The 25,211-nt window shown below is 36.4% G+C and carries 24 protein-coding genes and 1 riboswitch; of the genes, 21 read left to right on the forward strand and 3 right to left on the reverse strand.

Annotated features, from left to right (window positions below; translation table 11 throughout):
• The first annotated feature begins 13 nt into the window (after positions 1-13).
• The 15 genes from OK18_RS04655 to ribB all read left to right on the forward strand — a co-directional run bounded on the left by OK18_RS04655 (position 14) and on the right by ribB (position 15,414).
• Positions 14-1,189 carry a T9SS C-terminal target domain-containing protein gene (locus OK18_RS04655; protein ID WP_156173223.1) on the forward strand — a complete coding sequence of 392 codons (1,176 nt, stop codon included), beginning with the start codon at positions 14-16 and terminating at the stop codon, positions 1,187-1,189.
• Positions 1,190-1,437: 248 nt separating this feature from the next.
• Entirely contained in the window at positions 1,438-2,097 is a 660-nt protein-coding gene (locus OK18_RS04660; RefSeq protein WP_053327261.1) for a DUF2461 domain-containing protein, read from the forward strand.
• Positions 2,098-2,191: 94 nt separating this feature from the next.
• Complete coding sequence (locus tag OK18_RS04665; RefSeq protein WP_053327262.1) at positions 2,192-2,737, forward strand: dihydrofolate reductase family protein; 546 nt, start codon at positions 2,192-2,194, stop codon at positions 2,735-2,737.
• Positions 2,738-2,750: 13 nt separating this feature from the next.
• Positions 2,751-3,125, forward strand: coding sequence for a VOC family protein (locus OK18_RS04670; protein WP_053327263.1), 375 nt, complete (start codon positions 2,751-2,753; stop codon positions 3,123-3,125).
• Between the two features lie 178 nt (positions 3,126-3,303).
• A complete protein-coding gene (locus OK18_RS04675) occupies positions 3,304-4,869 on the forward strand; it encodes a rhomboid family intramembrane serine protease (protein ID WP_053327264.1) in 1,566 nt (521 codons plus the stop codon).
• 109 nt (positions 4,870-4,978) lie between these two features.
• Positions 4,979-5,674: a hypothetical protein gene (locus OK18_RS04680; RefSeq protein WP_053327265.1), complete on the forward strand. Its 696-nt coding sequence runs from the start codon at positions 4,979-4,981 to the stop codon at positions 5,672-5,674.
• 279 nt (positions 5,675-5,953) lie between these two features.
• The gene (locus OK18_RS04685; RefSeq protein WP_053327266.1) at positions 5,954-6,892 is read left to right on the forward strand and encodes an alpha/beta hydrolase; all 939 of its coding nucleotides are present in this window, start codon (positions 5,954-5,956) and stop codon (positions 6,890-6,892) included.
• Entirely contained in the window at positions 6,889-7,404 is a 516-nt protein-coding gene (locus OK18_RS04690) for a hypothetical protein (RefSeq protein ID WP_053327267.1), read from the forward strand. Before OK18_RS04685 ends, OK18_RS04690 begins: the two co-directional genes overlap by 4 nt.
• Before the next feature lie 359 nt (positions 7,405-7,763).
• Positions 7,764-9,815 carry a M48 family metalloprotease gene (locus tag OK18_RS04695; RefSeq protein ID WP_053327268.1) on the forward strand — a complete coding sequence of 684 codons (2,052 nt, stop codon included), beginning with the start codon at positions 7,764-7,766 and terminating at the stop codon, positions 9,813-9,815.
• 165 nt (positions 9,816-9,980) lie between these two features.
• A complete protein-coding gene (locus OK18_RS04700) occupies positions 9,981-11,369 on the forward strand; it encodes a serine hydrolase (protein WP_053327269.1) in 1,389 nt (462 codons plus the stop codon).
• A gap of 116 nt (positions 11,370-11,485) precedes the next feature.
• Positions 11,486-11,869, forward strand: a complete 384-nt coding sequence (locus OK18_RS04705; RefSeq protein ID WP_053327270.1) for a 5-carboxymethyl-2-hydroxymuconate Delta-isomerase — start codon at positions 11,486-11,488, stop codon at positions 11,867-11,869.
• Positions 11,870-11,905: 36 nt separating this feature from the next.
• On the forward strand, positions 11,906-12,409 hold the full coding sequence (locus tag OK18_RS04710; RefSeq protein ID WP_050022225.1) for a DinB family protein: 504 nt from the start codon (positions 11,906-11,908) through the stop codon (positions 12,407-12,409).
• A gap of 710 nt (positions 12,410-13,119) precedes the next feature.
• On the forward strand, positions 13,120-13,947 hold the full coding sequence (locus tag OK18_RS04715) for a hypothetical protein (RefSeq protein WP_053327271.1): 828 nt from the start codon (positions 13,120-13,122) through the stop codon (positions 13,945-13,947).
• Positions 13,948-14,054: 107 nt separating this feature from the next.
• Entirely contained in the window at positions 14,055-14,405 is a 351-nt protein-coding gene (locus OK18_RS04720) for a DUF2200 domain-containing protein (protein WP_053327272.1), read from the forward strand.
• A gap of 144 nt (positions 14,406-14,549) precedes the next feature.
• A riboswitch (FMN riboswitch) is annotated at positions 14,550-14,674 on the forward strand.
• A 92-nt stretch (positions 14,675-14,766) separates the two neighbouring features.
• Positions 14,767-15,414, forward strand: coding sequence for a 3,4-dihydroxy-2-butanone-4-phosphate synthase (gene ribB, locus OK18_RS04725; RefSeq protein WP_050022227.1), 648 nt, complete (start codon positions 14,767-14,769; stop codon positions 15,412-15,414).
• 64 nt (positions 15,415-15,478) lie between these two features.
• Here ribB and OK18_RS04730 read toward each other — a convergent pair whose 3' ends face one another.
• Positions 15,479-17,563 carry a TonB-dependent receptor domain-containing protein gene (locus OK18_RS04730; RefSeq protein ID WP_053327273.1) on the reverse strand — a complete coding sequence of 695 codons (2,085 nt, stop codon included), beginning with the start codon at positions 17,561-17,563 and terminating at the stop codon, positions 15,479-15,481.
• Positions 17,564-17,754: 191 nt separating this feature from the next.
• Between OK18_RS04730 and OK18_RS04735 the strand changes: the two genes are divergently transcribed.
• A complete protein-coding gene (locus OK18_RS04735) occupies positions 17,755-18,507 on the forward strand; it encodes a hypothetical protein (RefSeq protein WP_053329292.1) in 753 nt (250 codons plus the stop codon).
• A 98-nt stretch (positions 18,508-18,605) separates the two neighbouring features.
• Positions 18,606-19,898 (forward strand): MFS transporter, encoded by a 1,293-nt coding sequence (locus OK18_RS04740; RefSeq protein ID WP_053327274.1) that lies wholly within the window; start codon positions 18,606-18,608, stop codon positions 19,896-19,898.
• A gap of 150 nt (positions 19,899-20,048) precedes the next feature.
• On the opposite strand, the gene OK18_RS04745 is transcribed toward OK18_RS04740, so the two are convergent.
• Entirely contained in the window at positions 20,049-20,264 is a 216-nt protein-coding gene (locus OK18_RS04745; RefSeq protein WP_050022229.1) for a hypothetical protein, read from the reverse strand.
• Between the two features lie 378 nt (positions 20,265-20,642).
• Here OK18_RS04745 and OK18_RS04750 point away from each other — a divergent pair, with 378 nt between their 5' ends.
• Genes OK18_RS04750 through OK18_RS04765 form a run of 4 tightly spaced genes read left to right on the forward strand, consistent with a single transcriptional unit; the run spans position 20,643 to position 23,158 of the window.
• Positions 20,643-21,494, forward strand: coding sequence for an alpha/beta fold hydrolase (locus tag OK18_RS04750; RefSeq protein WP_053327275.1), 852 nt, complete (start codon positions 20,643-20,645; stop codon positions 21,492-21,494).
• Positions 21,494-21,964 (forward strand): RNA polymerase sigma factor, encoded by a 471-nt coding sequence (locus OK18_RS04755; protein ID WP_053327276.1) that lies wholly within the window; start codon positions 21,494-21,496, stop codon positions 21,962-21,964. The genes OK18_RS04750 and OK18_RS04755 overlap by 1 nt, the downstream gene beginning before the upstream one ends.
• On the forward strand, positions 21,954-22,547 hold the full coding sequence (locus OK18_RS04760; protein WP_053327277.1) for a hypothetical protein: 594 nt from the start codon (positions 21,954-21,956) through the stop codon (positions 22,545-22,547). Before OK18_RS04755 ends, OK18_RS04760 begins: the two co-directional genes overlap by 11 nt.
• Positions 22,544-23,158, forward strand: coding sequence for a class I SAM-dependent methyltransferase (locus OK18_RS04765; RefSeq protein WP_053327278.1), 615 nt, complete (start codon positions 22,544-22,546; stop codon positions 23,156-23,158). The genes OK18_RS04760 and OK18_RS04765 overlap by 4 nt, the downstream gene beginning before the upstream one ends.
• A gap of 122 nt (positions 23,159-23,280) precedes the next feature.
• On the opposite strand, the gene OK18_RS04770 is transcribed toward OK18_RS04765, so the two are convergent.
• On the reverse strand, positions 23,281-25,044 hold the full coding sequence (locus tag OK18_RS04770; RefSeq protein ID WP_053327279.1) for an ABC transporter ATP-binding protein: 1,764 nt from the start codon (positions 25,042-25,044) through the stop codon (positions 23,281-23,283).
• Positions 25,045-25,211: the final 167 nt, after the last annotated feature.

Here is a 25,211-nt window from a genome sequence, read left to right on the forward strand (position 1 = left end):
AAAGTCCCTACCATTGAAAACAAAATTATTATTCCTTTCATTTTTGAGTTCACTGCTGGCTCATGCGCAAACCCTTAATTTTAAAAGTCTCGCTAACATGTCGGTAGGCAGAGGTGCCATAACCAGTGTAATCGTGGATGATAATATATATGTGAGCAATGGATATCAGGAAAGCGGAGGCAATGCCAACTATATTGAAAAATATAATATTACTGATAACAAATGGAGTGTTCTCAATTCTATTCTAAGTCCCAAAAGATTTGCTAATTCGGAGACGTATGATAATAAAATTTATATATTTAACGGTTGGGGAAACAGCCATCTTGAAATTGTAGACCTTGCAACCCAGAAAGTAACGAAGGGGGCTGTTAACCGTTCCTATACAGGAAATGCAGGTTCTGCCATCCATAATGGAAAAATATATGTGTTCGGCGGCAGCGGACTCAATGGCGCTGCAACCACTAAATTTTCTAACAGATTCCAATATTATGATATTGCTTCCAATACGTGGCATCCATTACCGGATATGCCCACAGCCAGGGAAACAAAGGGTAAAATTGTGAATGATAAATTGTATGTCATTGGTGGTTTTAACGGCACCTCATCCCGGCTGATCAATGTTTACGACCTTAACACAAATCGTTGGACCGATCAGTTTACGATGCCCGCCGGGATATCCGGACATTCATTAGCCGTATCCGGTAATAAGATTTTTATTGCAGGAGGCTATAATAATCAGACGTTTCTGGCCTATTTTGATACGGCAACCAATAAATTCCATCAGCTATCTTCCAATATGATTCCAAGAAGACATGCTGCAGCGGAAATATACAACAATAAATTATACATCATCGGCGGAAGTACAACATCTGTAACCAAATCAGCTATTAAAAGCTTACAAGCAGCTGATATTTCTGAGGATGCACTCTCTTCAAATGCAGCCGGTGAAGACCGTGAAACTAAAACAAGAGTCTATACCAATGCATCCAGAGACGGTTTCATCATCAGCAATAAAAATAACAGCAATCAATTTGAATTTACCGTTTACTCTTTAGATGGAGAGGTAGTCAGCAGGGGCTTTGCCTATTATAACAGAAATATAGATTTATCAAGAGTAAAACCGGGAACTTATATTTTCAGTTTTAAAGATGAGAAAGGGGTTTTGCAACAGATTAAAATTGTAAGATAACAAGCTTCAATTTAATTGACCATACCTTGTTAAAGAAAAGCCTCTTGGCCAGCTATTTTTCAAACGCAGCGGAAATCTGTACAGAGCCTATACAGACAACGGCATCATCAAAATTGAGTACGACAAATATGACGAAGAAGATTACGAAGTATTTGAAGGGAATATTTATGACTTTTTAATCAAAGAAATTGACAAATTAGAAGAAGATTATAAAGAATATATCAACGAAGGAAAGTCCTGATCTGAATATGAAAAAAACATTTGAATTTCTCACCCATCTGAAAGAAAATAACAACCGGGAATGGTTCGTGAGGCACAAATCCGAATATGATGCCATTGTAAAGGAAAATAAAGTTTTATTTACTCAGATCTATCATGAACTTCAGGAGCATGATCAGCTTAAAGGAATCCATATTTTCAGGATTTACAATGACGTCCGTTTTTCCAAAAACAAAACACCCTATAAAACTAATTTTGGAGTGGGATATTCCCGATCAAAACCTATGTTGAGAGGCGGATATTATATTCAGCTGGAACCGGGAAACAGTTTTGTAGGAGGTGGATTTTGGGGACCGGAGGCCAAAGATTTGCTCCGTATCCGCAAAGAATTTGAAATCAGCAGTACAGAAATTGAAAAAATTACTTCCGACAAAACTTTCATCAAATATTTTGGAGAACTTAAAGGTGATGCTGTAAAAACAGCACCGCGGGGTTTTGATAAAAACCATCCGGCTATAGACCTGATCAGAAAAAAACAATTGCTGGTGATACGGAAATTTACCAATAAGGAGGTTTTATCAGATACCTTTCAGAAAGAAGCAGTTCTTACCTTGTTGGCAATGCGACCCTTTTTCGATTACATGAGCGAAGTGCTTACGACGGATTTGAATGGTGAACCTTTGTTCTAAAAATTTATGTATAAACTGAATATCTGTTTTTATTCTATTCCTCTTATTTGTAATTTAGGCCCTCGGAAAAGAAACCTAATCACTTACTATTAAAATGAAAAAAATAATTTTAGACCTTGCCACTACCTTAGACGGTTTTATTGAAGGCCCCAATGGAGAGACCGATTGGTGTATCATGGATGATGATATGGATTTTGATGGATTTCTTGCAGGAATAGACACTATTTTTTACGGAAGAGTGAGCTATGACGCATGGGGAAATTATCAGCCGGAAGAAAATGCAGGTCCTGAGGAGCAAAAACTTTGGGAAGCAGTTCATTCAAAAAATAAATTTGTTTTTTCCAGCCAGAACAGAGAAGATGAAAATGCGGTTTTTATCAATTCTGATCTTGTGGAAAAAGTTTCAGAGATAAAAAAACAGGGCGGGAAAGATATCTGGTTGTATGGAGGAGCAAGTCTTATCAAGACATTCATTCAGGAGAATCTTATTGATACCTACAGAATATCTGTTCACCCGGTTGCTTTGGGAAAAGGGAAGCCGCTTTTTGAAGATGTAAAGGAACGGCTCAATTTAAAGTTGGTTAAAACCAATGTTTTCAAATCAGGCGTCGTACAGCTTATTTATGAAAGTTTAAGTTAAATTTGATAAGATCATGAATGCCAGGCTTGCCACCATTATTCTGTTTGTACAAGACCTTCAGCTGCTGAGAAATTTCTATGTGGAAAACTTTAACCTGAAAATAATAGAAGAAGATCCGGTCTGGATTTTACTTGATGCAGGAAGCGCTCATATGGGATTACATAAAATCGGAGATCAGTATATTGAGAAAACAGAAGCGGATCAAACCTTTAGCAACAATATCAAAATCGTTTTTGACATTGATACCGATATTGAGTCTGCCAGGGATGAACTGATCTCAAAAAAAGTTGCGATGAGGGAAATCAAAACTTTTGAAAACTACCCTTTCCGGCTTTGTGACGGAACAGATCCGGAAGGGAATGTATTTCAACTGAAAAGCAAAAAATAGACTTATCAGAAGAAAATTAATGAAATAAAAAGCAATATTCTAACAAGCCTACCAAGAAGAGTTGATAATTTTTATTCATGATATCCGATCCGGAAAAAATAGATGTAGACTACTAAAGCAATATTACTACTTCTGATGGAAAAATTACAAATGCTCCGTAAAAGCAAATCACTTAAATATGGCTGGATTTACAAATAAGCTGAAGTTTATTTACAAACCTTTCGTCATTATAGCAACAGGGTTTATTATAACGTATACATTTTTACATTGGCTATTATTTATAAAAGCAGGAATTCCGCTCAAAGAGGAAATACTCAACTTCTGGCTTCCCTTTGGATTACCCTGGATACCTGTTTTTATCTGGCTGAGACCCCGAATAAAATTATTACAATTCAAAAATGATAACGGTTCTTTCTTTTATCAGCTTATAGCCTGTATTGCTATCGCTATCCCAACCATAATTGCGCAGGAGTATTTAATTACAGCCACAGGTAAATTAACCCAACTTGATAATATTTCGCAAATTTTACAACACGATAAAACAAAGTATTATTCAATAAAAAATTATTATATAGACAAAGAACATATCGTTGTACAAAACACGGCTACGGTAACAGGAAAAAATAATCAGAATTTTAATATGCTTATTTACGTTGCCATCCCAATTTTGGAAAACGATACCCAGGTGGGAAGCCATAATAATAAGTTCTGGCTGGGGAAAAAGTACCATGAACAGATTAGCAACAGCCTTTCTGATCAGGAAAAGGAAGCGAAATACAAAATATTTACGGAAAAATCACAAAAAGAATTTGAAAATACTGATTTCAGGAAATTCACTTACTTGGAAGTTATCGGAAATACAGAGGATCATGATGAATTTAATAATGCTTTAAAGCAACTAAAACAAAATTCAACAGAAGAGAATCTGGTTTTTGTGGCGAAAACAGAGCCTTTCGAAGCAAGAAACGGAAAAAAACTTCCGTGGATTTTGGGAACCTTTGGAATGGGCCTTCTTGTCTATTTCATCCTTTTATTATTTCCAAAATTTCAGGAAAACAAGTTGAAAAAATTCAAGAAAGGAGAAACGACAAAAAATACTGATGTAAAAGAAATACTGGATTTATTCATCCCGAAAGAAGGCTTTTATATAACCCCTATTATTATCAATTTAAATCTGTTAATTTATATTATAATGGTTTTCTCTGGATTAGGGTTGCTATCATTTAAAGGACAAAACCTGTTGAACTGGGGAGCTAATTTTAAACCATTAACAACAAATGGACAATGGTGGCGTCTATTGACCAGCACATTTCTTCATGGCGGGTTTATGCACATTGTAGCCAATATGTATGGTCTTTTATTTGTTGGAATTTTTCTTGAGCCCCTTTTAGGAAAGGTTAAATATGCACTCATCTATTTAACTACAGGAATTTTAGCAAGTTTTACAAGTATCTTATGGTATGATGCTACGATAAGTGTGGGAGCGTCCGGAGCCATATTCGGATTATATGGGTTTTTCTTAGCCTGTCTGGTTTTAACAGTATTTCCGCCAGATTTTGGAAAAGCGTTTTTGATAAGTACTCTGGTATTTGTTGGAGTCAATCTGTTGATGGGTCTTGCGGGTGGCATTGATAATGCAGCCCATATCGGCGGACTGATTAGCGGGTTTATCATAGGGGTTATCATGTCAGGGCAAATAAAAAAACAAATCAAATTGAGCACTGAATATGAAAACGAAGAATAATTTTATACAAATAAAAATTAAATAAACGCTAACCCTTATCCAACCATTTTTCATACTTTTTTTTAATTAATTTTAAAAAATAATTAAATTCACTTAAAAATAAACACCTATGAAGTTGTATATTTTCGTCTTTATTTTTTTTATTTTCAATATTGCGAACGGACAGTCAGATACTATGGGCCAATTTGCCATATGGAAGCCCAAGGACGGACAACTAAAAAAGTTTGAAGACGGCTATAAACAGCATCTGGGCTGGCATAAAAACAATAAAGATCCCTGGAGTTGGTATGGCTGGTTTATTATCTCAGGACAAAGGTACGGACAGTTTGTTGATGCTACTTTTAATCTGCAATGGGCCGATTTCGATAAAGCAGTAAAGCCTTCCGAAGATATGGCAGATAACAGGATCAATGTTTTTCCTTACGCAGATGTACAGACAATTTTTAAAGTAACTCATCTCAGTGAGTTCAGTACCGGGAAATCCTTTTCCGATAAATTAAAATTATCCCGCCTTTTAACGCTTCAGGTTGATGATATAGATAAAACATATGATTTATTAAAAAAACTTCAGACTTTTTACGAATCAAAAAAAATAAAATCAGCACATACGTTTAAAATTGCGGATGGAGGGAATCTGAATGAGCTCATTATTATTTTAGGATTTGCCAATTGGGAAGATTATGCCATTTCAGAAGATATTCTACATGAAATCCGGAATATTGATAGTAAGTTAAATAATAAGATTATTAAATCTATACAGTCTGAAACTTTGGTGCTGAGAGAAGATCTAAGCTATTTTCCTTAATAATATCGGGGCAATTCTAAAGATGAGGACGTTCTCTCCATTTTAACCGGAGCGAGAAATTAAATGGGGACCTTGACCTCATACCCCAACCGGAATGAAAACATACAAATCATACCGTTGGGGTATCTGATCATACGGAAGCCAAAGAAAACTTGTAACCATTTGGAAGGGAATTAACGTCGGAGAATTCTTTGAACTGATCTGAAACAGTATTTTACATTCAATTATTACTATATTTGGGGGGCATTAGAAATAATTTCAGCCCTTAATCGTACAAACATGGCCGCATTTTTAAAATTCACCTTACTTTTCTTGTTTATTTTCAATACAAACATCAAAGCTCAGGATAACAAAGACTATCCTGTATTGACCGGTGATCACGTAAAACTATTTACAAAAAAGTCAGGCAAAGGCCCGGTATGTATTTTCATTCATGGCGGACCGGGTGCATGGAGCGAATCCTTTGAAAGCCTCGGTGGCAATAAACTGGAATCCCAACTTGCCATGATCTATTATGATCAGCGGGGAAGCGGGCGATCCGGAAATGCTCCGGAAGAAAATTACTCATTGGACAGGATGGTTGAGGATATTGAAGAAATCAGAAAACAGTCCGGAACAGAAAAGGTTTATCTGCTGGCCCATTCATTCGGTGGAATATTAGCCACCAATTATGCACAGAAATATCCTGAACGCGTTAAAGGAATTATCCTGGCCAACTGCACTTTGAACCTGAAATATTCACTTCAACAGCAAATCCGTTATATGAATCAGCTGATGAACACTGATTTCACCCTTTCAGATGCTTCCTTATTACCGGACTTTATCAAAACCAGAAATGAATTAGGTAAACAAGGACTGGATTATAAAATGCTCTCCGGGAATAAAAGTAATGTAGAATTATTAAATAAAATAGACAGTAAAAACCCAAGTACTTTTGATTTTGCCCAAAAAGCTTTCTCCATACAGGAATATTGGAAGGATTATACTCCCTTTACCCAATCTATAAAGACACCTGTACTTGTCATCACAGGAACAAAAGATCATTCTATCGGTGAAGATCATTACGCTTCTTTTTTGTTTCCCAACCAGCAGATTATAAAAATAGATGGCGGGCACATACTCTATTACGAAAAAAATAAGGAATTTGTGAAGGCTGTTTCTGACTTTGTTCATAAAACAGAAAACCAGTCCGGCAAAATTATTTCAAATAGAAAATGAAACAATTATTAAATTTTATCCTGATTATTATTATTTCCATTCTATTCGCTGGAACCTATGGAATATTGCATGATCAAATTACATTTACCCTTTCACCTGAATATTATACTCTTCTTAAATTTCCGCAATTTGGAATTGAAAATTTAGATTTAAACATCAGGATAAAAGCGGGTATCGTCGGATTTCTGGCTACCTGGTGGGTCGGATTATTTCTGGGAATAGCCTATGCTTCTGTCTCAATATTCCTCGACAGCAGGAAAGTACTTAAAGTGACTTTACAATCAATATTGATCAATCTCTGCATTACTGTTGTACTGGGAATTTCAGGATATTTTTTTGCTGTTTACTTCCTGACACCTGAAAATACTGACTGGTATATTCCTTTGGAGACTGTAGATATCCGGAATTTTATCAATGTAGGTTCCATTCATAACTTTGGATATATAGGAGGAGTGGCAGGACTTATCGTGGGAATAATTTACCAGATTAAAAAAGCTAAAGCTATCCTTTGATTGTTAATTATAACCTGAGTTCGGATTAAGAAATTAAGGATAAAGGATGGAAGATGGAAGAGAGAAGAGAGAAGAGAGAAGAGAGAAGCTGGAAGTTACTTCAGTTATAATGACTATCAGTCAACAACACCATTAATTTAATTTTACTTTAAAGAAGATAAAGCAGATAAATGGTTATTTTTATGGCCTCCATGACTTCCATCTTCCATCCTCCAACTTCAAATTTGACTCCATCAGAAAAATCCTTATCCCGAACTGACGTTATTTATAACCAAAATACAATCAGCACCACTTCACAAATTTGAAAAGTTGCTTGTTTTCTTAGCAATATCAATGTAATATTGTAAAAAACTATTTCCATGTATATTCAAGTTTCGGAGGATTTTAAAAAGAAAAGTAAATCTGCTATTCTGGCCATTGGCATTTTTGTCATGGTGTATATTCTTTTATTCCTGTTTACCGTCTTATTAACGGCGGCCTGCATAGGTGGAGGAATTTTGCTGATCATTGCCAAACCCATGTTTTTAACTTTAATGCTCGGCATAGGCGCTGCAGGAACAGGTGTTTTCATATTCTTTTTTATCATTAAATTCTTATTCAAAAAACACATTAATGACAGAAGCCATCTTACGGAAATAACCAGAACCCAGGAGCCTGCACTTTTTAAAATGATTGACGAAATTGTAGAAGAAGCCGGAACTGATTTTCCGAAAAAAGTATATCTATCCTATGATGTTAATGCCAGTGTTTTTTATGATTCAAGTTTCTGGAGTATGTTTCTGCCCATCAAAAAGAATCTGACAATTGGGGCGGGATTGATCAATACGACAACAAAACAGGAATTGAAAGCCATCCTATCCCATGAATTCGGGCATTTTTCTCAACGGTCTATGAAAGTGGGAAGCTATGTCTACAATGTAAACCAGATTATTTTTAACCTGGTCAACGATGATCAGTCCTATCGTAATTCTGTGGAAAGCTGGGCGAACATAAGCGGGTACTTTTCTATTTTTGCTGCAATTTCTATGTTTATTACTCAGAAAATCCAATGGGTGCTTACCAAAATGTATTCTTTTGTAAACATCCGCCATTTGGCACTCTCCAGGGAAATGGAGTTTCATGCCGATGAAGTGGCCGCCCATATTGCTGGCTCACTCTCATTGGAAGAATCTCTTTTAAGAATAGAATTAGCCAGCAATTCATATAACAATGTGCTTACTTTTTATGAATCCAGAATTTCAAAAAACCAAGCAAGCAAAAATATTTATGCCGAACAATCTTTTGTGATGAACTTTTTTGCCCAATTGAATGAAGTTGAAATAAAACACAACTTTCCTAATATAAAGCTGTCTGAATCAGGTCTTTTTAACAAATCTAAACTGGTTATAGAGAATCAATGGGCCTCGCATCCTTCCCATGAGGAACGTATCACAAGACTCAGGGCCCTCAATATTATAAAAGAGGCAAACCACGAGCCTGCCAGAAATTTATTCAGAGATTTCGAACAGACAGAAGAAAAGCTTACTGCAAAATTATTTTCAAGGGTAAAATACCAAAAGGAAAAAATTAACCTGGAATTGAATACTTTTAAAGCAGAATTCGAAGAACAGTATACGAACGATTCATTTGACAGGGTTTTCAACAGCTATTACAATAACAAAAACCCTGATTTTACAGTTGATAAAAATCAGATACCCAAAAAACTTTCTTTTGATGATCTTTTCAGCAAAGAAAAGGTAGAGCTGGTCTATGCCCTTATTGCCCTGGAAAACGATAAAAATACCATCGAGGCTATTGTTAATAAAGAATTGGCTTTGAAAACATTTGATTATGACGGTCAAAAATATAGTGCCAGCGAAGCTCATAAGCTGCTTCCTATGTTAAATAACGCTATCACAGATGTAAAGTCCCAGATTCAGCAGAACGATTCTGATATCTACAATTACTTTTCAACAGGAGAACACGGCAGAAAGAATGAATTTATACAAGCTTACCAACGTCTTGCAGAATTTGACCACCAATATGAAGAAAAGCTGAGTGTTTATACTGATATGAGTAATGCAACCGTATTCATGAGTACCCAAACACCATTTGATCAGATTAAACATAAATTCAGTCTTATGATACCTTTTGAGGAAAAGTTAAAAAACGAAATACGGGCTTATCTGGAGGATGGCACAGCATCAGTGGATTTGAATGAGCAGGATATAAAAGACATGGATTATTATATTCAAAATGATTTGATATACTTTAATAATAACCAATACCTCGAATCAAACATACAGCTTCTGATCAATGCTATGAATATTTATCCATACCTTCTCAGCAGAAAATATTTCAGGATGAAAAAGAACCTGTTAGACATCATGAAGGAATGGAAAATATCTCCGGAAATGGAAAAAGTAAATTAAAATTTAAAGATCTGCTTTTCAGAAATAATTTTTTCAAAATATCTTAAGGCTTGATCATCTGTATGTAAAATTTCAGATGAAGAGTTCCGGAACCTTTCTATCTTTACCTGGCTGTTACTGAATAAATATGTAAATTAGCCCTTAACTAATATCTATAAAACTACCATGAAAAAGCTGTTTTGCTTCCTAATATTTATTTTTACAATTCATCATTTATCGGCTCAGACTGAAAATTATACCACTGCCATTGATCATTTTCAAAAAAACTATAATACCGGGAAGTATGAAGAAATTTTCAATAGCTTTTCAACCGGAATGAAGCAGGCTCTGCCTCTTGAGAATACGAAACAGTTCTTGGCAGGCCTGAAAGCTCAGGCAGGTGATATCAAAAGTAAAGAATTCACAGGCTATCAACAAGGGACTTATGCTACTTATAAGACACAGTTTGAAAAAACGGTATTAGCTGTTAATATTTCTCTCGACAAACAAAATACAATAAACGGGCTATTCATCAAACCATATGAAGAGATAAAAGAATCTCAGAGTAAAACCGTTAATGCACTGACTATTTACCCAAAGGAAATTGCAGAAATCATTTATTCGAAATCAAAAGATTTTCCGGATAACACTCAGCTATCCATTGCCCTTATTCAAAACGGTAAGACAAATTATTATGGAATCTTAAAAGAAAACGGCGCTATAAAACCTATTGAAAATCAAAATAAAATTTTCGAGATCGGCTCCATTACAAAAGTATTTACTTCAACTGTACTTGCGTCTCTGGCAGAAGCCAACAAAATAAAGCTGACCGATAATATCAATCCATACTACCCTTTTGCTTTTAAAAATAATATCACATTAAATTTTGAGAGTTTAGCCAACCATACCTCGGGACTGCCCCGCTTACCAGACAACCTGGACCTGTCTAATGAAGCTAATCCTTATAAAGCTTATCATCTAAAAGAGCTTGAAGAATACCTTAAAAATTTTCTTATCCATGGCAATAAAACCTACAGCTATTCAAATTTAGGAGCGGGATTGTTAGGATATACCCTGGGACTGTCTCAAAAAACGACTTTTCAGAAATTAGTACAAAAAAATATTTTTGATAAATATCACATGAATAGTTCATTTACCAGTTCGGAAGGCCTGGGAGGCAGGCTCATTAAAGGATACCGTAAAAATGGTGAGATAGCCTCCAACTGGGATTTTGATGTTTTATTCGGAGCTGGTGGAATATTATCCACAACGGAAGATTTAGCCAAATTTGCCAATGCGCAATTTGATCCTGAAAATAAAGAGCTGGCCTTAACCAGAAAACCAACTTTCACCATAAACGGCACCATGAAAATCGGTTTGGGGTGGCATATTCTTATATCAAAGGAAGGAAAAGAATTCGTGTGGCACAACGGAGGCACAGGAGGATATTCTTCTTCAATGGCTGTAAATGCCAATGATAAGACTGCAGTAATTATTCTTTCAAATGTTTCTGAAATCAATGATCCTATTGATAAAATCTGTTTTGAATTATTAAACAGTACAAATCAGAAATAAAAAAATAATATCAATCATGAAAATATACCATTCTTATCATAGAGTGGTTTTTTTATAAAAACCCATTGCTATTTTTCTTATTTTTAACTAACTAAAAGTCAATCAATAAAACAACCATGCCGCACTTTATCATAGACTGTTCACAAGATATTCTTCAGCAAAAAACACCTGATGAGATCATGGATGCGGTTTATGAAACTGCTGATTCCACAGGATTATTTGCCCCCAATGACATAAAAGTCAGGCTGCAGCCTTATTCCCATTACCGGCTGGGAAATAATAAGAAAAACTTTCTACATGTTTTCGGATATATCATGGAAGGACGGAGTACAGAACAAAAAGCCGGCTTATCAAGACAGATCAGCATAAAACTTACAGAATTGCTTCCCGACATCTCCTTCCTATCTGTCAACATCAGTGAGTTCGAAGCAGCCACCTACAGCAACAAAGCCCTTATCAACCCTGAAAACATACATAAAGACCGCTATTTCGGACTTTAAATACTTACCATACAAATCCACTAAATATTAATCATTATGAGTTTAAAAACATTAATCGACAAAAGTGTTCAGTACAACAACTGGGTAGTCAATAAATACATCGACTGGTTGTCCACAAAGTCTGACGAACAGCTTAACCGGGAAACCATTTCAAGCTTTCCTACTATTTTAAAGACTTTACATCACATCTGGCAAACTCAGGAATACTGGTGGAGCTTCATTGCCGAGAATAATGATTTTGATTTTGAGAAAACAGCAGCCATAACCGGTAAAGAAGATATTTTCAATGCTATAAAAAATAATTCGCAAAAGCTGGTAGATTATGTAGAAAGTTTATCGGAAGAAGATTTATCCAGAAATGTAAAAATTGAATCCCAATGGTTCCAATGTGATTTCTCCAAATATGAATATATCCAACATATTATTCTTCATGGCACGTATCACAGGGGTCAGATTGTAACAATGGGGAGAAATGTAGGAATTACCGATGCACCGATGACCGATTTTAACTTCTGGAATATTTATAAAGAACAGAAGTAAGATTCAGGTAAGAAAATTCACTGCATTTATTAAAATACATTTATCTGGGATTATCCTGGATGGCTTTACTATGGGATAAACACATCTGAAAACATATAGAAAATTCATAGTTTCCACAATATCATATTTTATTCAGAAAATTTTTTTTATCTATTGCTCCAAACATTTCAAAACAGATTTCAATTTCTACAACACCATAAAATGTGGATAACTTTTTAAATACTCAACATTTATTGTGGATAAAATATGGATATCTTGTTGAATACGGGAAATAAAAATATATATAATATACTGATATATAATTTTTTACCTACTTTAAAATCAATATATTTCTTTTCCACAAAATCAGGAGTTGTGGATAACTTATACTGCCAACTTTTCCACAATGATTTACTTTGGCAATCGAAGCATAAAATTATAAATATTTATTCATAATCATTTATTATTATTTTTTAGTAAATTGCAATACATAAAATCACCAAATAAAGAAATATTATTATGAAATCACCTCCAATATGAAAACAGAAAGTCCACCTTATAGTAAAAAATGATCTCAGCTTTTATCAACAATTCCCATCAGAAAGCTGAATTTCAGGTATAGATTCGAGAAACACAATGAAAATTCCAACAGTTTAATTTTTTACAGCAACATCACGCTGTGGGAAATAACCTGCACATCAATGAATTAAATAAAAAAATCCCTCATTCAAATGAAAACACTTGACCTAAAAGAAACAATTATCCCTTACATTGGGGAAACGGCACCTTACATCTCTATTCCTGAACACATCATTGTCAATGGAAATACCATAGAGACGGAAATTACAGATTGGAACTTTAATAATGAAAATTTCACCCATTTATTAAAAACCCTTGCTTCACTGGGAAGCTGTAGCTTATATAAGCTTCTGAATGACTCGTCCAAAGAAAAAATTTATTTTCTGGGCGAAAAGTTAAGGATCAGGAAACTGTCTTATAAAACCCCTGAATCGGTATCTATCACAAGTGAAAGTTTTCTGGAGTCCCAAAGAAAAGGCAAATCTCATCTTATTGTAAAAGATATCCATTCCAAAGAGCCCTTATATTCTTTTGAACTCGATTACTATATTATTACACAAAATGCATTTCAGCTTTTTTATAAAGATTATTTCAATGATGTTCCTGTGGAATACCACGATGAGAAACTTCCTGAAGCGAGCATAGAATATTCCGGGGATCAGCACCAGTTCACCATTTCGATAATGCCTTTTACCCCCAACCAGTGCAAGGGACATTTTGAAAACTACCCCATTGTACCATTTGTTTATCTCGGTAACTGTGTGCTGAGGGAAATTTTCAAACTCCTGGGAGGCGAAGGGTCTCATGAGATAGACAGCCTTGAAGGTTACGCTTCCAAAGCCATGCCTACCGGAGTAGAATTCAGGGTTGAAGTATTCCAACAGAAATTTTTAAAAAACCTTACGTATTTTAAATGTGAAATAAAAGATACTACAGGAGTCTTATACGCAGTCCTCATTATCAGCATGCTATCAAAATAAAACCAAACAATAAATCCCGGCATTACTATGATGCCGAGATTTATTATCTAAAAATACGATTTCCAATCTTTTTGTAAATTGCTCATTAGTATCAATGAAAAAAATATATGCAAAACACTAAAATTTATACTACGGCCTTTGCCAGTGTTTATCCTCATTATATTCAGAAAGCCGAAAAAAAAGGACGTACGAAAGAAGAAGTGCACGAAATTATATCATGGCTCACCGGATATGATGAAAAAAATTTGCAGGAGATATTAGACAACAGAACGGATTTTAAAACTTTTTTTGAAAACGCTCCTCAAATGAATCCTAATACCTCATTGATAAAAGGAGTTATCTGCGGATATCGCATAGAAGATATTGAGGATGATCTGATGAGAAATATCCGGTATCTGGACAAGCTGATTGATGAGTTGGCAAAAGGGAAATCAATGGAAAAGATACTGAGGAAATAATATACTTCCAATTGCCACATCCCCTGAAAATCTTATAAAAAACTTCTCTAATTCGAAAAACTTCCCGAAATTAGCAGTCTGTGCATTAAATAGAATTCTATGAAATAAAAATGTAAATTATAACATACAGCAAAACTTAGTATAAGTTTTCTTCGGGGCGGGGTGAAATTCCCTACCGGCGGTTATAGTCCGCGACTCCTTTCTTTGAAGGGACTGATCTGGTGAAATTCCGGAACCGACAGTTAAAGTCTGGATGGGAGAAGAAAATGAGACGGCCAATAAGATTTCCTAGGAACTCTTACTGTGTCGTATTTCATTTCCATGTACCGAAGACTATTTTAACTTTTAAAAGTAAAATAACATGGAAAAATTATTAGAACAATTCGGAGCAACCTCCGCAGAACGTGTAGAAAAAGCACTTCAAACATTACAACGGGGAAAAGGTATTCTTTTAGTAGATGATGAAAACCGAGAAAATGAAGGTGATATCATCTTTCCCGCCTCCACCATTACAGAACAGGATATGGCTCTTCTGATCCGCGAGTGCAGCGGAATTGTGTGCCTATGCATTTCTGAAGAAAAAAGCAGACACCTCAACCTGCGACCGATGGTAGAAAACAATAATTCAAAAAATCAGACCGCATTTACCATTACAATTGAAGCTAAAGAAGGAGTAGAATCAGGAGTTTCCGCGAAAGACCGTGTAACGACCATCAGGACAGCCGTAGCCCCGGATGCACAAGCCGAGCACATCGCTAGCCCAGGGCACGTTTTCCCATTGATCGCCAGAAAAGGAGGAGTTTTTGAAAGACGCGGCCACACTGAAGGCAGCGTAGATCTTGTAAAAATGGCCAATCTGGGGGACGATGCCGTTTTATGTGAATTAACCAATGAGGACGGCTCCATGGCAAGACTTCCGGAAATCGTAGACTTTGCTCTTAAAAAAGATATGAGCGTGGTTACTATTGAAGATATTTATGCTTACCGCAAAATGATTATCAGCAACTAAACTTTATTTTATTTAATGCATAGGAAAGCCGCTCTGTAATCAGAGCGGTTTTTCTATACTATCATTAAAAAGTAGCTGCCGGAGCTGTTTCATTATTAAGCTTTCTCTGAATTTCCGTTTTCTTTCCTTTTGAAAAATCATAGCTCAACCCCAATACAAACATAGATTTATTATTCATAATCTGTGTATGTACCCTATAATCTACTGCACTTTCGGAAAGGCTCTTCGTTTTATACTCTGAAGGCATACCGATCCAATACATTCCTGTTGAGAATGTCCAGTTTTTATGTTTATAGCTTACAAAAACATTATTCTGGTTTTCATTGGTATTAAGAAATGCTCCGCTGAGGCTATAAACAGGGATATTAAACTGGTACTGCAGCGAAAAGGATTTATACTCTGATGACAGTACAAAATAATTACCTATAAGATCATTCTTAATAAGTGCTCCCTGGCTGTTTCTCACTAATTCCGAGGTAGGGGTAAGTACTGCTTTTACTACAAGAAGACTGTTTCCGAACGGCTTATAGGAACCGGTTAGCTGCACTCCGTACCTCTGGGCATTTTTTCCATTTTCGTATGTCAATGCATATCCTCCGAATTCATTATCCAAAACATAATACTGATTGATGATCCGGTCTGTATACCGGTAAAACAAGGTGGCATTAAAATCAAAGTATTTATTGTTAAAAGAATACGTCAGATTATTGGAAAAAACCTGCTGAGATTTCAGGAAAGGATTACCTCTCTGTATTATATTGGGAGCCAGCTGTACCACATTGCTGCTCAACGCACTACTCCACGGGCTTACCGGGCTATAACTTCCTGTATACCGTAGATTCTGATTATTCTTCAACTGGTAACCTAAAATAACCTTGGGAGTAAAGCTCCATTCGTCAAAAGTGTTTTCAGCACTTTTGTTATGGATATTAGTAAGGCCGGCACCAATACGGTAACTGAACTGGTCGGCTTTTCCTGAAAATTCGGTATAAAAATACTGTTCAAGGTAATTTACTTTATACTGCGAATATCCCGCAAGATTGTTGAGATCATTCGAAATGGAAGAACTGGAAATACGATATCCGGAGGATAATTTCCCGGTCGTAAAATCGTGAACATGCGCAAGCTCTCCTACTACACTTGTCTGTTTTGCTTTAAGCATCATGTCATTATCGTAGACTGACAGCCCCGAACCTGTAATCCATTCTTTGGCCGTCTCCGAGGTATTGGTTGTATAGTGAGAACCTACCACATTAATGCTCACCTCATCTTTTTCACCTATTTTTTTAGAATAATATACATCCAATTTGGGAATTACATAATCCGAACCGTTATTTTTAAACATGGCATGCTCTTCATTGGAATTGTCTGCAGTGAAGATACTTTGCCCGGTTCCTTTTGAAAACCTGCTGAAAATGTCCGTATTCAGTTTTACCTGTAAGGCATAATTATCGGGGACAAGACGGGTATACCGTAATGCTACACTCTGAAAAGTGTATCCGAAATGATCGGCCCTGTCTTCGTCAGAACGATAATGTTTTCCGTCCAGCTGGTAGTCATAAATACTATTGACTCTTCTGTCATTATAATCTCTCAGATTAAGGGAATATTCAAGGCCAAAATTATTTTTCCCTTTTGTATAATTGGCATAGGCAGAGCTATTCAGAAAACCTGTATTCAGTGCAAAAAAGGAATCTGCCCCGAAAACATAACCGGTTTCGGTAGATCTTGTCAGGATATTAATCACTGTATCAGCTCTTGTTGACCATCTTGCCGGTGGAATGTCGTAATATTCCACTTTTACCACTTCAGCGGGAGCAATACTCCGGATGTGAAGATCGGTTGCTTCAATACCATTAATAAGAAATAGAGTGGTTCCTCCTTTGGTACTTGTAATCGTGTTGGAAACAGGATCAAGCTGCAATTCGGGAAGCGTCTGAAGCAGATCTTTTGCATAACGGGCTTTTTCCAGCGCTTCTTTATCAAAAGTATAAACGGCTTTATCTGCAAATTGTTTTTTACGCTGTGATTTTAAAATAACTGCCTGAATCTCTTTCGTTTTCGTTCCTTCCACCGTGTCATTTTGCTTCTCTTGTGAAAAAACAAAAATTCCACTAAGTAAAAATAAGGTATATATAGTTTTTTTCATGTTCCGCATAGAATAGTACAGTACTGATAAGACAAATCTAACTGCCAATTCGTTACATTTCAGTTTGAATCAGATAAAAAAAATACCTAAGTAATTGAAACTTATAAGTATTTTTTTCTAATAACAACTACAATACATTAAATTCAGCCCGTTTTTTGCTGTGACAATAGTATACCATAAAATATATGATTATGAAAAAGGCCAGTTTACTCTTTCTCAGTATTCTGTTTTCAAAAGCGGAAGCACAGGAAAGCCAGAATATCCGGACAGATAAAATGAATATCATAAAGACTAATGTTACAGCCTATACTTTCAGAAATATCAATTTATCTTATGAAAGAGTCATTAATCAATGGTTTTCTTTAAATATAGGCTTCGGAACCATGCCTGAAGGGAAAGTTCCGTTCATCAACGCCTTTCTGAAAGATGAAGATGAAAAAAGATTCCAAAATCTCAGGGTAAAAGCAACTCAATTTACAGTAGAGCCCAGATTTTATCTTGGAAAAGGATATGGAAAAGGCTTCTACCTTGCCCCTTACTACCGCTATTCCAATGTTTCATCCAATACTTTCGACTTTTACTATGATTATAACGGACCCAACGGAATTACTTACCCCATCCCCATTAAAGGACAAGGAAGCACTAACGGGAATAGTGGCGGACTGATGGCCGGAGTACAATTTTTTCTTACCCGAAGTCGCAATCTCGTCCTTGATTTCTGGATTGCCGGTGCTCACTACGGAAGCGGAAAAGGCGATTTTACCATGACCTCTGACTACGTGCTTACCCCGGACATGCAGGCACAGCTTAAAAGAGAAATAGAAAAACTGGATATCCCTTTTGTAAAATATACCGTAGAAACAAATGCCAACGGTGCCAGAATAAAAATAGACGGTCCATGGGCAGGTTTTAGAAGCGGGCTTTCTTTAGGATACAGATTTTAAAAACAATATCATTTACTGTAAAACCGTTCTTCCCGGTACGGTTTATTTTTAGATGAAATTTGTATATTGCCTTCCATTATCAGAATTCCCCGGAAAATATGAACTCTTCCTCAATCACCACTGCCCAGAGAATCAAAGCGATTGTGGGCGGATCAATCGGAAATCTTGTAGAATGGTATGATTGGTATGCGTATGCAGCCTTTGCAATTTATTTTTCTCATTCTTTTTTTCCGGATTCCGACCTGAATGCCCAGTTGATGAACACCGCAGGAATTTTTGCTGTTGGCTTTTTGATGCGCCCCATCGGAGGATGGCTGTTCGGAAGCATTGCCGATAAAATAGGAAGAAAAAAAGCCATGACCTTCTCCGTATTGCTTATGTCCTTCGGATCACTTCTTATCGCCCTTACTCCAACCTATACAACCATAGGAATTCTGGCGCCACTCCTGCTTTTAACAGCCCGGTTATTACAGGGGCTGAGTGTTGGCGGTGAATATGGGGTATCTGCCACCTATCTTAGTGAAATGGCTACCCAGGACCGAAGAGGATTTTATTCCAGCTTTCAATATGTAACATTAATCGGCGGACAGCTTATAGCGCTGGGAATTCAGCTTATTTTACAAAAGTTACTGTTAACGGAAGCCCAACTTGAAGACTGGGGATGGAGAATTCCGTTTGTTATCGGAGCAATGCTTTCCATTATTGCTTTATATTTACGTGCCAATCTGCATGAAACCGAAGCTTTTGAAAACCAAAAAAAAGTCAGTGGAAAGAAAAAAGGAACCGTTAAAGAGCTTCTCAAACATCCCAGAGCCCTGCTTACTGTAGTTGGGCTGACCTTGGGCGGCACACTGGCATTCTATACTTACACAACGTATATGCAGAAATTCCTGGTGAACACCGTTCATCTGACTAAGGAAGAATCTACATTAATCTCTTTTATTTCCTTATTTATTTTTGCGTGTCTCCAGCCTGTATTCGGGGGCTTATCTGATAAAATAGGAAGACGGCCTCTTCTGTTAAGCTTCGGTGTTCTGGGAACTTTGTGTACAGTACCGCTTCTTACCGCCCTGAGCAATACGACTTCCATGTGGACAGCTTTTTTGTTGATTATGGTATCCCTGATTATTGTGAGCGGATATACTTCTATTAATGCTGTGGTAAAGGCAGAGCTATTTCCTTCCGAGATCAGAGCTCTTGGAGTAGGCCTTCCGTATGCACTCACGGTGGCTGTTTTTGGAGGAACGGCAGAATATATTGCGCTTTGGTTTAAAAAAACCGGAACAGAAGAATATTTTTACTGGTATATCACAGCCTGTATTTTCTTCTCACTCATCGTCTATATAAGAATGAGGGACACTAAAAAGACATCAGCACTGGATCAGGATTAACCGCTGAAATCGGGAATTTATGACAATAAAATAGATCATTCGACCCATAATAGGCTTGAAGTTATTCTGATAATTCTTGTCTGAACTTACGTTAAATAAATTGCCCTCAAGAAACCGGCGGCGCAGATTCTCTGCGCCGCCGGTTGTATTTTAATGATAGGCTTGTTTAAATTTTTCAATAATACTGTCCAGATTATGTCGCTGGACATACACACTTTTTACCTCTTCATACCTTGGCGATTTGTAAAAAACTTCATGGAAATCCATACTTCCGTTTCCTACTTTCACAACTTTCTGTACTTCGATATTCAGCTTCTTTAATTCGTCTTTAAAGACTTTAAATTCATCTTGGATACTACTGCTCATTTATATTTTATAGATTTTAGTTAAAAATTCCAACTTAATGCCATACCCCTCTAATATTCCGGGTAAAGGTTTAAATATTTAATAAATTTAAAAACTTTTCTCAATATAAACACCATACATCCATTATTTTTTTGTTTTATCTAACAAAATCAACAAAATGATGTTTATTTTTACAATCAATACTTCTTACGTTATATACAATAGCAAAACAAAATACCTAATTGCCGTTTATGATCTGCAGCAAGTCCCTGGCAAAAACCATTTAAAACAGTCCCTGCAGATATTCGAAATATTTTTGAAAAAAAATTAAAAAATAAATGTAACATTTTAAAAAGGTTGGTCTCTAAAAGGCAAATAAACCTTTAAACTTTGGAAATCATGAAAAAAATCAAATTCCTTCTTATCCTGATGTTATTTTTCGCTGCTTTATGTAATGTATTTGGTCAGGAAAAATCATATCCGTTCGAAGTCAGGAAAACCGGAAATGGCAGCCGGGCTTTAATCTTTATTCCGGGCTTTGCCTCTTCAGGTGAGGTATGGAACGAAACCATTGCAAAATTTGAAAACAAGTATACTTGTTATGTTCTCACTATGGCAGGATTTGCCGGCGTGAAAGCTAATGCTGATGCCAGTTTTACAGATTGGGAAAAAGAAATTGCAGCCTATATAAAAAATAATAAGATTGAAAAGCCGGTTATTATCGGACATAGCATGGGTGGCGGACTGGCCCTGGCCATTGCAGCAGACTATCCTGAACTCCCAGGTAAAATAGTAATCGTAGATACACTTCCTTGTCTGGCAGCGTTGTCTGATCCGGATTTTACATCCAAAGAAAACAATGACTGCACTTCTACCATTAATAAATTATCTGCAATGACAGATGAACAATTCCGTCAAATGCAAAACCAATCCATCCCTCGTCTTTTAGCAGATACTTCTATGCAGGAAACCGTTATTGGCTGGAGTATGAAATCAGACAGAAAAACATTTGCCAAAATGTATTGTGATTTTTCCAATACAGATCTCAGGGAAAAGATAAAATCCATACAATGTCCATCTCTTATTTTACTGGAATCTTTTTTTATAAACCTTAAACCCAGTATTGAAGGGCAATATAAAAACCTGAAAAATGCTAACTTTCAATATGCCTCAAAAGGGCTCCATTTTATTATGTATGATGATAAAGAATGGTACTTTAATCAGCTGAATAACTTCTTATCTGCACATTAATGATATTTGAAGATATATATGAGCTCTACTGGCAAAGGATATTCCGTTTGTGTATGGGATATGTTAATGATGCTGAACTCGCGCAGGATCTGGCCCAGGAAACATTTATCATTGTCTGGCAGCAGCTCCCGAAATTCAGGAATGAATCCGCTATCGGTACATGGATTTTCAGAATTGCCTCCAACAATTGCCTGCGTCAGATTGAAAAAGAAAAAAAATTTTCTAAAACCGGCCTTCCTGCTCATCTGGAGGAAAAAAAGCAGGAATCTATGGAGCCTCAGATACAGCTGCTGTACCAGTTTATCTCTGAGCTGCCTGAAACAGACAGGATTATTATTTCTTTGGAACTGGAAGAAGTAAAACAAGCAGAAATAGCCCTTATCACAGGACTGTCAGAAGCCAACATACGGGTGAAAATCTACCGGATCAAGGAAAAATTAACTAAAAAATTCAAAGAAAATGGATACTAATATTGATTTCAAAAATATATGGAAACAACAAACTTCCCATCAACCAAGCATTGAAGAACTGCTTGGCAAACTGAAACAATTCAGGCTTGAAAATCTGCGCAAACTTATTCTTATCAACATCATGTTGATCATAACCTCTTTAGGTATTGCTTTTATCTGGTATCGTTATCAGCCTCAGCTTGTCACTACGAAAATCGGGATTGTGCTCGTTATCCTGGCAATGTTGATTTTTCTGTGTGCTTATAACAGGCTATTTATGGTTTTTTACAAGATTGACAATACCCAAACCAATCAGGAGTACCTGCAAAGCCTTTATATTGTAAAGGGTAAACAAAAATTTATGCAGACTACCATGCTGAATATATATTTTATGATACTGTTTCTGGGATTATGCTTTTATATGTACGAATACACTTTGAAAATGTCAGTTATACCGGCCATTATTGCTTACACTGCCGTCTTATTCTGGATAGGTTTCAACTGGTTTTATATAAGGCCGAGAACAATCAGGAAGCAACAGGCTAAAATTGATGGATTAATTAATAAATTTGAAGAAATAAATAATCAGTTTAAAGAATTATGAACACACCTGATCCTAAAAGCCACTGGGAAAATGTTTACGAAACCAAAAATCCGGACCAGGTAAGCTGGACTCAGAAAAAACCTCAGACTTCTCTTGCCTTCATCCATTCTTCTGGATTAGGAAAAGATGCCAAAATCATCGATATTGGAGGCGGCGACAGCAATCTTGTAGATTTCCTCCTTGAGGAAGGCTACGAAAATATCACCGTTCTTGATATTTCTTCCAAAGCCTTAGAGAAAGCCAGACAACGCCTGGGAAAAGCTGCTGACAAAGTAAAATGGATCACTGCGGATATTACTGCATTTGAACCTGCTGAAACCTATGACATCTGGCATGACAGAGCAGCATTCCATTTTCTGACCACTGCAGAACAGATATCCCAATATGTCAGCATTGCCGGAAAAAATACCAGCCATTTTATGATTTTGGGAACTTTTTCCACGAAAGGACCCACCCAATGCAGCGGGCTGGATATTCAGCAATATGATGAACACTCTTTATCTCAGCAGTTTGAGCAAGATTTTGAAAAAATAAAGTGCATTACTGAAGAGCATATAACCCCCTTCGGTACGACCCAACATTTTGTTTTTTGTAGTTTTAAGAAGGTCTGAGCTTTTTAAAAAGGTAAGCCTGATGCATCAGACTTGTGTAGCAAGCCGGAAATCTCAAAACCATTGCAAAAAAAGTCCCGGATCAATAGGCTGATGCCTGGAAAAAAACTTCGGAATAACCCCTATGAATTATGATTTTTCTCTTCTTCCATTTCTACTTCATGGCGCAGCTGGGCTTTGTAAAGGGTAGCATAATATCCGTTTTTATCTAAAAGCTCCAGATGCTTCCCTTCTTCCACAATTTTACCATGCTCCATAACAATAATCTTATCTGCTTTTTCAATGGTTGAAAGCCTGTGTGCTATAATAATTGATGTCCTGTTTTTGGTAATCTTTTCTGTAGCCCTCTGGATCAGTTTTTCACTTTCATGGTCGATAGAAGAGGTAGCTTCATCCAATATCAGGATTTTGGGATCGGATAAATATGCTCTAAGGAAGGACAACAATTGCCTCTGGCCTAAAGAAATGGAAGAGCCTCTTTCACTTACTACATAATCGTATCCGCCTGGCAGCTGTTCGATGAACTGGTCTACTTCAATTTCCCTGGCTCCGGCTTTTATTTTATCCAGGGTAATGCTGTCATCACCGAAAGAAAGATTTTCAAAAATACTTCCATGGAAAAGGAAAACATCCTGCAAGACAACCCCGATATGACTTCTCAGGTTATAAAGCTCGTAATCTTTTAAATCTACATCATCAATGAGAATACTCCCCGAATTAATATCGTAAAGCCTTGTAATCAGGCTGATGATCGTAGATTTTCCTGCACCGGTAGCTCCTACAATCGCTACAGTTTCTCCCGGATTTACTTTAAAATCAATTCCTTTAAGAACTTCCTGCTTTTCATCATACGCAAAATGCACTTTCCGGAATTCTATTTTTCCGGCAAAATGATCTTTTTTTACCGTTCCGGTATTAGGCATTGAATTTTCTTCGTCCATGAGTCCCAATACCCTTTCTGCCCCTACAATACCTCTCTGAATGTTATTGAAACGATCGGCAATCTGTCTGAGCGGACGGATCAGCATTGAAATATACTGAATAAAAGCAATAACCACTCCCGCGCTGATGGTAATATATCCTCCATAAAACAGGATAAAACCGATGAACAATGAAGAAATAAGTTCCACTACGGGAAAGAATAAAGAAAAGATGAAAACTGTTCTCAGCAGAGCTCCTTTCAGGGTAATGTTAATATCATCAAATTTTTTATATTCGGCTTCCTGTCTGTTGAACACCTGGATAATCGGCATTCCTGCAAGCCTTTCCTGTACAAATGAATTTTGAGTTGCCGTCCAGTTTCTTTCATCCCCGAATGCCTTTTTGAGCCTTTTCTGAAAAAACCTTGTAATAACTACCATCAAAGGCAGAATAGCCAAGGTAATATAACTTAAATGGACATTGGTACTGAACATCATGATCAATACAAATATAATTCTCAGAATATCTCCAAAAACCATCAGAAACCCGTCTGTATACACAGTCGCAATTGTTTCCACATCTCCTACGGCACGGGTTACCAGTTGCCCGATCGGTGTTTTATCAAAAAATGAAGTTCTGAAATAAATCAGCTTGGCATATAATCGTTCTCTGATATCACGGATAACATTCTGTGAAATGAAATTGGAAAAATAAACCAGGAAAAAGTTTAGAATAGTTTCTGCAAATACCAATCCTACTAAAATATAGATATGTTTCATCATCAAAGCCTTATCTTTCAGCTTTGTAATATCATTATCCACTACTTCCATGGTAAGATAAGGCCTGTAGGTAGAAACGATTGAAAGTATGACAGAAATTATCAAAGTGAGGATAAACCAAGAACGAAATTTCATTCCGATAAAGAACAACCTCTTTATAATTCCCCAGGTATCTTGTTTTTTCATTGTTCGGATCGAAGAAAAGAATTAAAGTCTATGCAAAAATAATACTTTATAACGGGACTGCCTTTACAAGTTTTGCAAATCGTCATAGAAAATTCCGGATACCTGTTATTTACAGAATGAATGGAGCGGATGATTAGAAGGTAGAGAGACTGCAAAGGTTTATCGGT

The organism is Chryseobacterium gallinarum (genome assembly GCF_001021975.1).
In the GTDB taxonomy this organism is placed as follows: Bacteria; Bacteroidota; Bacteroidia; order Flavobacteriales; family Weeksellaceae; genus Chryseobacterium; species Chryseobacterium gallinarum.